We start from the raw sequence: 11,865 nt of genomic DNA on the forward strand, positions 1-11,865 counted from the left end.
TCGCGCGTGTCACGCGCGGCGTGGCTGGAATCGCCGCCGTTTAGGGCGGCGAGGATGTCAATACGTGCCGGCCGATTTCGGCGACCCGGTGTTCCTGCCGGCCGAGGCCGGGGTGGCCGGCGGCGGCATCGTCGGGTCACGGTCTGCTCACCGAGCTGCGGCGCTGCGCCCCGGCGATCGGCGTCCGGCTGGATCCCGCCGGAGACCTGCCGGACACCGAGGCGGCCCGGCTGTTCGCGGTGCCCGACGGCACCAACTTCTCCGCCGAGACGCAGGCGTGGCTCACCCTGCACGAGGCGTGTCGGGCGAGCATCGCCTGCGGCCGGGCCATCGTGTTCCACTGACTGACCCGGAACCTGACCCCGACCCTGCCCGTACCGCCGGACGACCGGCTTTCGGCCGGGCGGCGCATCGCCCCCCGGCCGGCCGGTGTGCTCAGCGCAGCACGTGGGAAAGCTGTTCGATGGCGAAGTCCACGTCGGACTCGTCGACGACCAGCGGCGGGGCCAGCCGGATCGTCGCACCGTGGGTGTCCTTGGCCAGTACGCCCCGCTCGGCGAGCCGTTCGCAGGCCTGCCGACCGGTCATCCGCCGTGGGTCCAGGTCCAGTCCGGCCCACAGCCCGCGACCGCGGACGGCGAGCAGTCGGCCGTCGTCGCACAGCGCGTCGAGCCCGGCGTGCAGCCGCGCCCCCAGCTGGGCCGAGCGCCGCTGGTACTCGCCGGTGGCCAGCAGCCGGACCACCTCGGTGGCGACCGCGCAGGCGAGGGCGTTGCCGCCGAACGTCGAGCCGTGCTCGCCGGGGCGCAGCACGCCGAGCACCGACCGGTCGGCGACCACCGCCGACACTGGCACGATGCCGCCGCCGAGCGCCTTGCCCAGGAGGTACATGTCCGGCATGACGCCTTCGTGGTCGCAGGCGAACGTCGCCCCGGTGCGGCCCAGTCCGGACTGGATCTCGTCGGCGAGCAACAGCACGTCGTTGCGGGTGCACAGGTCCCGTACCCCGGTCAGGTAGCCGTTCGGCGGCACCACCACGCCCTGCTCGCCCTGGATCGGCTCCAGCAGCACCGCGACGCAGGTCTGGTCAATCGCGTCGGCCAGCGCGGCGAGGTCGCCGTACGGCACGATGGTGAACCCCGGGGTGTACGGCCCGAAGTCGGCACGGGCCTCGGCGTCGGTGGAGAAGCTGACGATCGTCGTGGTCCGGCCGTGGAAGTTGCCGTCGGCCACGACGATGGTCGCCTGCCCGTCCGGTACGCCCTTGACCTGGTAGCCCCACTTGCGGGCGACCTTGAGCGCGGTCTCCACCGCCTCGGCGCCGGTGTTCATCGGCAGCACCATGTCCTTGCCGCACAGCTCGGCCAGCTCCCGGCAGAAGTCGGCGAACCGGTCGTGGCTGAACGCCCGACTGGTCAGGGTGAGCCGGTCCAGCTGGGCGTGTGCGGCGGCGGTCAGGGTCGGATGCCGGTGGCCGAAGTTGAGCGCCGAGTAGCCGGCCAGGCAGTCCAGGTAGCGTCGGCCGTCGACGTCGGTGACCCAGGCGCCGGTGGCCTCGCTGATCACCACCGGTAGCGGGTGGTAGTTGTGCGCGGTCCAGCGTTCCGCGTCCCGTACCGCTCTCGGTGTCCGCAGCATCCCGTCAACGATCATCGGCTCGACCTCCTCAGCTCCAGGGTGCAGCATTTCGGGCCGCCGCCGGCCTTGCGCAGCTCGGACAGGTCGACCCCGATCGGGTGGTAGCCGCGTTCGCGCAGCGCCGCCGCCAGCCCGTCGGCCTGCACCGGTAGCACGACGTGTCGGCCGTCGCTGACCGCGTTGAGGCCGAACGCGGCGGCGTCGGCCAGGCTGGCCGTGACGGCGTCCGGGAACAGCCGGCGCAGTACCGCCTGGCTGCCGGGGGAGAACGCTTCGGGCAGGTACGCGATGGTCCGCTCGTCGATCACGGCGAGCGCGGTGTCGAGGTGGTAGAAGCGCGGGTCGACCAGTTGCAGGGTGACCACCGGGCGGCCGAACACCTCCTGGGCGTGGGCGTGCGCGGCGTGCGAGGTGCGGAACCCGGTGCCGGCCAGCAGATAGTCGCCGACCACCAGGAGGTCGCCTTCGCCTTCGTTGACGTGCTTGGCCTCGTGCACCGGGAAGCCGGCCTGCTCCAACCAGTCGCGGTAGGCAGGCGCCTCGTCGGCCCGCTGCGGCTCGCGGAACTGCACGGCCAACGCCCGGCCGTCGATGACGGTGGCGCCGTTGGCGGCGAACACCATGTCGGGCAGACCGGGCAGCGGCTCGATCTCGTCGACCGTGTGGCCCAGTTCCAGGTACGTCCGGCGCAGCTGGTCCCATTGCGTGATCGCCAGCTCCCGGTCCACGGGGCGGGCCGGGTTCATCCACGGGTTGATCGCGTATTCCACGGCGAAGTACGTCGGCCGGCACATCAGGTACTGCCGGTGGGTGGCGTGCATCGTCATGCGACTGGCTCCTGGGGTCGAAGGCGCGCCTCGGCGGTGGCCGTGGGCTGGCGCTTGTCCTTCACGCTAAGGGCTGTGACCCGCAGAAACCATTGTCAAGAGTTGCTTGTATTGGCGAATCGTTGCGTCATCGCTGGGTCCAACGTGCGCTTTGTTGCGTCCACCTGCTTTCGGGGAGCGACCACGCTGTCGCCCCCGAAGATGCGGTGCCCGGTGAACCACCGGTTCGGTCGGCCCTCGTGCGGTGAACCACCGCTGCTGGGCCTGCGGGACGGTGAGACCACCGTCCCGAGGTCACGATTGCCCGTCAGAAGATTCCGGCAAACTGTGAATCAAGCCACTGCCGTACCTGCTGCACCATGTCGGTCTCGGTGGTCAGCCAGCTCAGCGCGCCGGTCAGCGCCAGGCTGCCGACGATCATCGTCCCGAGGGCAACGACGATGCCCGTCAGCGCCTCTGTCCGGCCGGCGATGTGCCGGCGGGCCGTCGCCGAGATCCCGCCGAGGCCGGTGGCGAGGGCGATCACCCCGATCGCGATCCCGTACGGTGCCAGCGGCCCGGACAGCACGAACAGCGCGCCGGTGATCCCGGTGATCAAACTGACGGTGGCCAGCAGGCTGGCCCGGGGCCGTGGCCCGGCCGGTGTCGGCGGGGGAGCCGGCCGGGGGTCGCCGCCCTCCCGGTTGGGTGGCTCGGGGCGCGGTCCCGGCGGCGACGGCCGGGTGGCCGGGTCGGTAACCCCGGCCCGGGTCGTGTCGCTCCGCGTCGTGTCGGCCTCTGCGGCGTCGGCCGTGCCGGTCGCGGTCGCGGTGGTACCGCCAATCGGTGGCGGGTCGTCCGCCGGCCGCGTCGGCTCCGTGCGCCGGGACAGCGAGGGAATCCTGACCATGACAGACCTCCTTATCGGTACGCCGGACCGCACTGCGGCTGCGCGGGTCTCCGGCGGTTGTCGGCTTGCCGTACCCGGATGTCCGGTCCGCCACACCAGTCACGGTCAAGCGGGTGGCGATACCCTCGGACGGTCAGGTTCCGATCATGGGCGGGTGTAGCGGTGTCGGTGAGGCCAACAGGACCGGAAGCGGATCATGGAACGCGCGGTCCCGACGATCCGCCGGAGCTCACGGACTACTTCCGTCAGCTGCTGTGGCAACGGCACATCGTCGGTCTCTGCCGCGCCGGGGCTGCGGCGACCCGCATTGGTGAGGCCGCCGCCGCGCGTACCGGCCGTAACCTCACCCAGTTCCTGGTGCTGGGCATGCTCGACGCCACCGGTCCCCGTTCCCAGCAGGAGCTCAGCGACGGGCTACGGACCGACCGAACCACGATGGTCGGCACGGTCGACGCGTTGGAACGCGCCGGTCTGGTCACCCGGCAGCGCAATCCGACCAACCGGCGGGCGTACATCGTCACCATCAGCCCGGCCGGTCGGGCGGCCCTCGCGACGATCTCGGCCGACGCGGCGACCCTCGAGACCCGGTTCTTCGAGCGCCTCACCGCCGACGAGCGGAACCAGTTGGTCGGCCTGATCGGCAAGCTACTGATCGGTGCCGACGCCGGCCCGACGACGGGTTAGTCGGCCGCGCCCGGCCAATCGGCTGAGCCGCTTCTCCTCCCTTGCCGCCCAGCGGGCGACCCGGCGCGGGTCGAGCGGGCCGCCGTGCCCGACGTGCAGCGTCGCCGGGCCGAGGGCCAGCATCCGCCGCAGGCTGGCGAGGTTGCCGGCTGGGTCATCGTGGAACGGCGGGTTGGCCGGCCGGCTGCCGAGCAGGCCTAGCATCGAGCTGGCGACCAGGTCTCCGGCGACGAGGTCGCCGTCGTCGGTGAGCACTGAGATCGAACCGGCGGTGTGGCCCGGGGTGGGCACGATCCGGCCGGCCACACCGTAGTCGTCGAGCCGCAGTTCGCCGTCGATCAACAGGTCGGGCTCGACCGGCCGGACCGGTCGGTCGAGCACCCCGGTACGCATGATCAGCCGCCCGGTCGGCCCGGTCGGCAGATAGGGCCGCCGGCTCGCGCCGGCCCGGTACTGAGCCAGATCGGCGACGTGACCGGCGACCGGTGCCCCGGTGAGTTGGTGCAGTCGGGCGGCGGAGCCGAAGTGGTCGGTGTGCCCGTGGGTGAGCACGATCAGCGCCACCTCGGACGGGTCCACCCCGTGGCGGATCAGACTGGCGTGGATCTTTCCGCCGCTGCCGGGCATCCCGGCGTCGACGATGACCGGTCGGCGACCGAGCAGGAGATAGGCGTTCACGCTCCGCTTGCCGGTGACGGGGATCGGCAGGACGGTGGTGCGAGTGGGCACAGGACCTCCGAACGAGCGACGAAGTAAATCGTCAGGTAGTCAACAGTTGAGCAACATACAATCAGTCGGGTCTGGCCATGGTCAAGCCGGCTGCTGCCGATAGGCTCTGCTGCCATGCCCGAAGGCCACACCATCCATCGGCTGGCCGCCCACCACCACGCCGTACTCGGCGGAGCGCAGATCGTCGCGACCAGCCCGCAGGGTCGGTTCGCCGCTGGCGCCGCCCGACTCACCGGCGCCACCCTCGCCGCCACCGAGGCGTACGGCAAGCACCTGCTGCATCACTACCGGGGCGGTCCGGGCGGCGGCATCCTGCACGTGCACCTGGGCCTCTACGGCACCGTCGCCGACGGGCCGGGACAGCCGCCGGCACCGGTCGGGCAGATCCGGCTGCGGTTGGTCGGCGGGCCGGCAGGGACAGCCGACGGACCAGCAGTGGCAGCCGGCGAAGCCGCCCGACGGCACTGGTTGGACCTGCGCGGGCCGGCTGCCTGCGAACTGCTCACCGAGGCGGAGACCGACGCCCTGCGCGACCGGCTCGGTGCCGACCCGCTGCGCGACGACGCCGACCCGGACACCGCCGGCGGACGGATCCGGCGCAGCGCCCGGCCACTCGGTGCGCTGTTGCTCGACCAGACGATCGTCGCCGGGGTCGGTCTGGTCTACGCCACCGAGGTGCTGTTCCGGGCCGGGATCGCGCCGACCATGCCCGGCCGGCGGCTGACCGCCGACCAGTGGCAGCGGATCTGGTCCGACCTGGTCGCTCTGATGCGGATCGGGGTGCGCCGGGGCCGGATCGACACCATCCGCGACGAGCACCTGCCGGAGGCGATGGGCCGGGCGCCGCGCAACGACCGGCACGGTGGCGAGGTGTACGTCTACCGGCGCGCCGGCCAACCCTGCCTGTGCTGCGGCGCCACCGTGGCCGCCGGGGTGCTGGCCGCCCGGAACACCTACTGGTGCCCGACCTGCCAACCGGGCTGACCCGCCGCCGTCACCACCATTTGCGCTTCGGTGGCCGCACCACGACCGAACCGAAGATCACGTTGCAGCTCACCTGGATGATCGGGGCACCGGGCCGGGGCGGTGCGGTCAACTTTGACTTCTTGTCACCGAACACCGCCGTGCCGGTCATCCGGACGTCGACCCCTTCCGGCACGTACACGGTGACCGAGCCGAAGATGGCAGTCGCCTCGATAGTGGTCACCTGATGCTGGATCTGGGCATCCTGCAACTCGATCTTGCAGTCGCCGAAGACCGCCCGCGCCTCCACCCGGTCCGGCACCAGCCAGTGCCCCTTGCGCACCTCGTCACCGAAGATCGCCACCATCCGCTCCACCGGGGCGGGCGGCGTCGCGCCGCCGCCCGGTACCGCCGGGTACGCCGGATCGCGCGCCGCCAGCGCACCCGGCCCGGCGGCGGCCGGCAGCCCACCCGACGGCTCGGTGGGCAGGTCGGCGGTGAGCCGGGCCAGCTCACCCCGGGTCTTGGCCTGATGTGCCTCGGTGGCCCGGTCGGCGTACTCGTCGAGGGTCAGCCGGCCTTCCGCGGTCGCCTGGCCGAGCAGCTCCACCACCTGCTCCCGCTCGGCGTCGGAGACGCGCAGGTGATCGCCGCTGGGGTGGGTCGCCGAGTCCACCCGCCAAGCCTAACGGCACGCCCGACGGCAACCGCCACCCGCCCGGTCCGGGCGGGCGCCGGCTCACGGGGTCTCGGCGACGGCGTTGTTGGCCCGCCGGGCGGCGACCAGCACCGGATCCCAGACCGGCGAGTACGGCGGGGCGTAGCCCAGGTCGAGGGCGGTCATCTCGGCCACCGACATCCGGTTCCACACCGCGACGGACAGCACGTCGATCCGCTTCGCCGCGTCCGAGGTGCCGACGATCTGACCACCCAGCAGCTGCCCGGTGTGCTGCTCAGCGATCAGTTTGATGGTCATCGGTGCGGCACCGGGGAAGTATCCGGCCCGGTTGTTCGACTCCACGGTGGCGCTCACATAGGCGTACCCGGCTTTCGTCGCCTCGCGTTCGAGCAGCCCGGTGCGGGCCACCTCCAGGTCACAGACCTTGGTGATCGCGGTGCCGATCACCCCGGGGAAAGTGGCGTAGCTGCCGCCGATGTTGATCCCGGCCACCCGGCCCTGCTTGTTGGCGTGGGTGCCCAATGGGATGTGCACCGGCCGGCCGCTGACCCGGTGGAAGGTCTCGACGCAGTCGCCGGCCGCCCACACGTCGGGCACCCCGATCACCCGCATCTGCAGATCGGTACGGACGCCGCCGGTGACGCCGATCGGCAGGCCGGCCTGCTCGGCGAGCCCGGTGTTCGGCCGTACGCCCAGACCCAGCACCACGACGTCGGCCGGCACCGCGCCTTCGTCGGTCAGCACCTCGCAGACCCGCCCGTCCCGCTCGTGCAGGCCGGTGACCGTTACGCCGGTACGCACGTCGATGCCGAGCCCGACCAGCGCTGAGCGGACCAGCGCTCCCATGTCCGGGTCGACCGTGGACATCGGCTGTGGGCTGCGCTCCACCAGGGTTACCGCCAGGCCACGCCGGATCAACGCCTCGGCCATCTCCACCCCGATGTACCCACCGCCGACCACTACCGCCCGACGCGGCACCGGTTCCTGATCGAGCCAGTCCCGCAGCGCCGCACCGTCCTCGAGAGTCTGCACCCCGAACACGCCGGCGGCGGCGTTGCCCGCCCACGGCGGCTGCGCCGGCGCCGCTCCGCTGGCGTACACCAGGGTGTCGAACGGCTCGCGGACCTCCCGCCCGCCGTCGCCGAACGACGTGGCCACCACCTCCCGCGCGGCAAGGTCGATCCGGGTGACCTCGTGCCGGATGCGGACGTCGATGTGGTGGTCGCGGCGGAACGTCTCCGGATCGCGGACGATCAGCTCCTGCGGGTCGTCGACCAGGCCGGAGATCCAGTACGGGATTCCGCAGGCCGAGTACGAGGTGAACCGGCCCCGCTCGAACGCGACGATGCTCAGCTCGTCGGGGCCACGCAGTTGCCGGGCCTGAGACGCGGCCGACATGCCGGCCGCGTCACCGCCGATCACCACCATCCGTTGCGCCATTTCACATCTTCTCCAGTCGGGTCCGGTCGGACCGGATCAGCGGTCCGGTGGGGGGAGTGGCGGCCGGTCCGGCGGGGGAGCGGTCACGTGCGGCGGTGCCGGGATGATCGACCGGCTGCGGGTCTGCGCGGCCAGGTAGTCCACCACGGCGCCCAGGTCGCCGGTGCCGGCGTGCACGGCCCGCTGCCGGGCCGCCCCGGTGCCCCGGGCCCGCAGCCGGCCCAGCAGCGAGTCCACCAGCGCGACGTCGCCGTGCCGGTCGAGCTCGGGGCGGACGGTGTCGACCAGCCGGCGCAGCAGATGCCAGCCGGGACGCAACGCGGGTGCCCCGGTGGCCAGGTCCACGGCCTGCCCCTCCAGTCCGTCGTGCGCGGCCCGCCAGTGGGCGGCGACCAGCACATGATGCTCCACGTCGACCGGTGGCCGGTCCTGTTCCACCGCGGTGAGCGCGGTGCCGACCAGACCGCGGACCAGTGCGGCGAGCAGGATCGTGTCGTCCAGGCTCGGGCAGACGTCGCCGATGCGGACCTCGACGGTGGGGTAGTGCGCCGACAGTCGGGCGTACCAGTGGAGCATCCCTTCGTCCAGGATGAGACCGGCGGTGGTCAGGTCGTCGACCAGTGACCGGTAGTGCTCGTACGAGCGTAGCTGTGGGGCCGGGGCGACCGCCGGCCAACGCTGCCACATCACCGACCGCCAACTGGCGTACCCGGTGTCGACGCCGTGAAAGAACGGTGAGTTGGCGGTCGCCGCCTGCAGCACCGGCAGCCACGGGCGGAGGTGGTTGAGCACCTGTACGCCGACCTGCTGGTCCGGGACCGCGACATGCACGTGCAGCCCGTTGGTGCCCGAGCCGGGCAGCAGCTTGCCGTACCGTTCGACGATCCGGTGGAAGCGTGGGTCGTCAACCACGTCGGGCTGCGGACCGGCGACCGGTGCGGTGCCGACGGCGAGCAGCCGGACACTGGCCCGCTCGGCGGCGTCGGCGACCCCGGCGCGCAGCGTCCCGAGGGTACGCCGCAGCGCCCGTAGGTCCAGGCCGGGTGGACTGCCGATCTCGATCTGGCTGGTCTGGAACTCCCGCTGCACCTGCCCGCGCAGCTCCGGCGGGATCTCGGCGAGCACCGCCGCGACCGCCGGTGCGGCGGCACCCGACCGGCGGTTGACGAGCAGGAACTCCTCCTCCACACCGACGGTCAGCGCGTCGGGCCGGTGCCGGGCCGGCTCGGCGGCGACAGTACTGCTGGTCATCGGGCCATCCTGCGCCTTCGGACGACCCGGCGGTACGGCTTTGCGGTGCCGCCGGCCGCGCCGGTCGGCTCAGCGTTCGCGGATGGGCGGTCGGTTCAGCGTTCGCGCCGGGGTGGCCGGGGCAGCGGCAGGTCGTGCCGACCGGCGATCAGCTCCTGGACCCGGATCTTGGCCAGGATGATTGGTTGCCGGTAGCGGCGCTCGCGGTCGGCGGACCTGGCTCGTCGCCACTCGGCCCAGCGGCTCTCGCCGCGGTAGAACCAGCGCGCCCAGGGCGCGTGCGGCCGGGCCAGCCGTAGCGCGCCGACGATCAGCAGGACCGGCAGGAACAGTCCCAGCAGCCCGGTCCAGATCTTGCCCTTGAGCAGGGTGATCGCTGCCAGCACCAGGTTGATCACGATGAGCGCGGCGCCGGCGAACTGTGCCGGGTCGGTCTCGCCGGTGAGGAATTCGTTGGCCCCCAGCGGTCGCAGGCCGAGTAGCAGCAGCCCGGAAACGGCGACCGCCACGAAGACCGCGTCGATCGAGGTGCGGCCGCGCTCCGACCAGTAGACGTCGCTCAGATGCAGCAGCAGGGCGAACTCGTCGAGCACCAGCGCGGCGCCGACGCCGAACAGCGCGGCCGCCACCGCTCGCCACACGGTCGTCTCCACCGGGATCGCCAGCCCGGCAACCCCGGCGACCAGCATGAAGACCACCCCGAAGACGACGTGATGGATGTGCAGGTCGCCCCGGGTGACGTTGCCGGGCCACCAGCGCACCTGTGCCCGGATCATCCGGACCGAGAATCGGATGAACGCGAAGCCGAGGACGACGCCGACGAAGAAACAGAACAGCGGCAGCCGGCCGGTCGAGACTATGGTCTGCTCGAACCAGCCGTTCACCGGACTCCTCCATGCGACACGCGCACCTTGTCTCCTTATCCACTGCTATGCAGGGATTCAACTGACTTTACGAGCTGTCCGGCCTGGCCGGACGGGTTCAGAGCCAGTCTCCACGCCGGTTGCGACATCGACATCGGTTGACAAGTCCGACCTGGAGACGTACAACTCTGAGAGCGCTCTCTCGATGAGTTGAGCGATCCCCGACCGTCCCCATCAGTTCTGATATCTCAAGACCGAAGATCGGCAACCGTGCCGGAGAGAACGCTCTCAGCCGGTCGGCGACATCTGCCCTGATCCGGACCAAGAGTCGGCGAGCGGCCACCCCCCAGCAGGCCGTGACCGGCCCACACCCCAGCAGAGAGGCCAGTGATGAATTCACCCCCGCGACGCCCTCGTCGCCCCATCCGTACCCGGATCGTCGCCGCCGCAGCGGCGCTCACCGCGACCGCCGTCGTCACCTCGGTCACCGCGCACGCCAACGCCGCGATCCCGCCCACCCCCAGCGGCTGGGACCTGCTCTGGAGCGACGACTTCACCGGTGCCGCCAACACCCTGCCCTCGTCGGCCAACTGGATCATCGACACCGGCACCAGCTACCCCGGCGGCCCGCCACAGTGGGGCACCGGCGAGATCCAGACCTACACCAACAGCACCGCCAACGTCCGGCACGACGGCAACGGCAACCTGCGGATCACCCCGATCCGCGACGGCGCCGGCAACTGGACCTCGGCCCGGATCGAGACGGTACGCAGCAACTTCAAGCCGCCGTCCGGTGGCGTGATGGCGATCGAAGGCCGGATCCAGGTGCCGAACGTGACCGGGGCCGCCGCCTCCGGCTACTGGCCGGCGTTCTGGGCGCTCGGCTCGCCGTACCGGGGCAACTACCAGAACTGGCCGGCGATCGGCGAGTTCGACGTGATGGAGAACGTCAACGGCCTGAACAACGTCTGGGGCGTACTGCACTGCGGCGTTGCCCCGGGCGGACCGTGCGACGAGTTCAACGGCATCGGCGGGTCCCGGGCCTGCCCCGGCGCCTCCTGCCAGTCGGCGTTCCACACCTACCGCTTCGAGTGGGACGCCAGCGCCAGCCCGCAGCAACTGCGGTGGTACGTCGACGGACAGCACTACCACACGGTCACCCAGGGGCAGATCCCCGAGCCGCACTGGTCCAACATGACCACCCACGCCGGCTACTTCATCCTGCTCAACGTGGCGATGGGCGGTGCCTTCCCGAACGGGGTCGCCGGCTCCACCACGCCGACCGCGAACACCGTCTCCGGCGTACCGATGCTGGTCGACTACGTCGCGGTCTACACCCGCGGCGGGTCGAACCCGCCGCCGACCACCCCACCACCGCCGACCACCCCGCCGCCCGGCGGTGGGGTGAACGCGTACGCCGCGATCCAGGCCGAGGCGTTCAACGCCCACAACGGGGTCGGGACCGAGGCGTGCAGCGAGGGCGGCCAGAACATCGGCTGGCTGGCCGACGGCGACTGGGCCCGCTACGACAACGTCGACTTCGGCTCGACACCGCCGCGTGACTTCGTCGCCCGGGTCGCCTCCGGTGCCGGTGCCGGGGCCAGCGGCCTGGTCCAGGTCCGCATCGGCAGCCCGACCGCCGCGCCGATCGGCAGCTTCGCCGTCGGTGACACCGGCGGCTGGCAGACCTGGCGTACGGTGCCCGGCAACGTCTCCGGGGTGACCGGCCGGCAGACGGTCTACCTGACCTTCAGCAGCGGCCAGCCGAACGACTTCGTCAACGTCAACTGGTTCCACTTCCGCCGCTGACCTCGACGGGGAGCCCGGCTGGTCGACCCGCTTCGGGGGGGTGTCCCTATGGGTTGTGTCAAGCGGCGAGGCGGGGTTCGTCCGCCGGTTTGG

Annotated in this window: 11 protein-coding genes; 3 read left to right on the plus strand and 8 right to left on the minus strand. The window is 71.7% G+C overall.

Annotated features, from left to right (window positions below):
- Positions 1-435 precede the first annotated feature (435 nt).
- The 3 genes from rocD to ACFHWU_RS27785 form a co-directional block, all read right to left on the minus strand.
- Positions 436-1,653 (minus strand): ornithine--oxo-acid transaminase, encoded by a 1,218-nt coding sequence (gene rocD, locus ACFHWU_RS27775; RefSeq protein ID WP_416554774.1) that lies wholly within the window; start codon positions 1,651-1,653, stop codon positions 436-438.
- Positions 1,650-2,459: a dimethylargininase gene (ddaH, locus tag ACFHWU_RS27780; RefSeq protein WP_416592125.1), complete on the minus strand. Its 810-nt coding sequence runs from the start codon at positions 2,457-2,459 to the stop codon at positions 1,650-1,652. Before ddaH ends, rocD begins: the two co-directional genes overlap by 4 nt.
- Before the next feature lie 313 nt (positions 2,460-2,772).
- Positions 2,773-3,354 (minus strand): hypothetical protein, encoded by a 582-nt coding sequence (locus ACFHWU_RS27785; protein WP_416554772.1) that lies wholly within the window; start codon positions 3,352-3,354, stop codon positions 2,773-2,775.
- A gap of 168 nt (positions 3,355-3,522) precedes the next feature.
- Here ACFHWU_RS27785 and ACFHWU_RS27790 point away from each other — a divergent pair, with 168 nt between their 5' ends.
- Complete coding sequence (locus ACFHWU_RS27790) at positions 3,523-4,038, plus strand: MarR family winged helix-turn-helix transcriptional regulator (protein ID WP_416554770.1); 516 nt, start codon at positions 3,523-3,525, stop codon at positions 4,036-4,038.
- Here the strand turns inward: ACFHWU_RS27790 and ACFHWU_RS27795 are convergent.
- Entirely contained in the window at positions 4,000-4,767 is a 768-nt protein-coding gene (locus ACFHWU_RS27795; protein WP_416554768.1) for an MBL fold metallo-hydrolase, read from the minus strand. The two genes, ACFHWU_RS27790 and ACFHWU_RS27795, sit on opposite strands and share 39 nt — an antisense overlap.
- Positions 4,768-4,881: 114 nt before the next feature.
- Between ACFHWU_RS27795 and ACFHWU_RS27800 the strand changes: the two genes are divergently transcribed.
- On the plus strand, positions 4,882-5,751 hold the full coding sequence (locus tag ACFHWU_RS27800; RefSeq protein ID WP_416554766.1) for an Fpg/Nei family DNA glycosylase: 870 nt from the start codon (positions 4,882-4,884) through the stop codon (positions 5,749-5,751).
- A 10-nt stretch (positions 5,752-5,761) separates the two neighbouring features.
- Here the strand turns inward: ACFHWU_RS27800 and ACFHWU_RS27805 are convergent, their stop codons facing one another.
- The 4 genes from ACFHWU_RS27805 to ACFHWU_RS27820 all read right to left on the minus strand — a co-directional run bounded on the left by ACFHWU_RS27805 (position 5,762) and on the right by ACFHWU_RS27820 (position 9,984).
- Positions 5,762-6,406, minus strand: coding sequence for a DUF1707 SHOCT-like domain-containing protein (locus ACFHWU_RS27805; RefSeq protein WP_416592124.1), 645 nt, complete (start codon positions 6,404-6,406; stop codon positions 5,762-5,764).
- A 63-nt stretch (positions 6,407-6,469) separates the two neighbouring features.
- Complete coding sequence (locus ACFHWU_RS27810) at positions 6,470-7,849, minus strand: FAD-dependent oxidoreductase (protein ID WP_416554762.1); 1,380 nt, start codon at positions 7,847-7,849, stop codon at positions 6,470-6,472.
- A 36-nt stretch (positions 7,850-7,885) separates the two neighbouring features.
- Positions 7,886-9,100, minus strand: a complete 1,215-nt coding sequence (locus ACFHWU_RS27815; RefSeq protein WP_416568330.1) for a carboxylate-amine ligase — start codon at positions 9,098-9,100, stop codon at positions 7,886-7,888.
- A 95-nt stretch (positions 9,101-9,195) separates the two neighbouring features.
- Positions 9,196-9,984, minus strand: coding sequence for a hypothetical protein (locus tag ACFHWU_RS27820; RefSeq protein WP_416554758.1), 789 nt, complete (start codon positions 9,982-9,984; stop codon positions 9,196-9,198).
- Between the two features lie 369 nt (positions 9,985-10,353).
- Here ACFHWU_RS27820 and ACFHWU_RS27825 point away from each other — a divergent pair, with 369 nt between their 5' ends.
- Positions 10,354-11,772 (plus strand): carbohydrate-binding protein, encoded by a 1,419-nt coding sequence (locus ACFHWU_RS27825; protein ID WP_416554756.1) that lies wholly within the window; start codon positions 10,354-10,356, stop codon positions 11,770-11,772.
- Positions 11,773-11,865: the final 93 nt, after the last annotated feature.

It is taken from the genome of Micromonospora sp. LOL_015 (genome assembly GCF_048060275.1).
Lineage (GTDB): Bacteria > Actinomycetota > Actinomycetes > Mycobacteriales > Micromonosporaceae > Micromonospora_E.

What these genes read in the sequence shown, in the direction of transcription:
- ACFHWU_RS27800 (WP_416554766.1), top strand. Translation starts at nt 4,882, where the DNA reads ATGCCCGAAGGCCACACCATCCATCGGCTGGCCGCCCACCACCACGCC.
- ACFHWU_RS27810 (WP_416554762.1), bottom strand. Translation starts at nt 7,849, where the DNA reads ATGGCGCAACGGATGGTGGTGATCGGCGGTGACGCGGCCGGCATGTCG.
- ACFHWU_RS27825 (WP_416554756.1), top strand. Translation starts at nt 10,354, where the DNA reads ATGAATTCACCCCCGCGACGCCCTCGTCGCCCCATCCGTACCCGGATC.
- ACFHWU_RS27785 (WP_416554772.1), bottom strand. Translation starts at nt 3,354, where the DNA reads ATGGTCAGGATTCCCTCGCTGTCCCGGCGCACGGAGCCGACGCGGCCG.
- rocD (WP_416554774.1), bottom strand. Translation starts at nt 1,653, where the DNA reads ATGATCGTTGACGGGATGCTGCGGACACCGAGAGCGGTACGGGACGCG.
- ddaH (WP_416592125.1), bottom strand. Translation starts at nt 2,459, where the DNA reads ATGCACGCCACCCACCGGCAGTACCTGATGTGCCGGCCGACGTACTTC.
- ACFHWU_RS27815 (WP_416568330.1), bottom strand. Translation starts at nt 9,100, where the DNA reads ATGACCAGCAGTACTGTCGCCGCCGAGCCGGCCCGGCACCGGCCCGAC.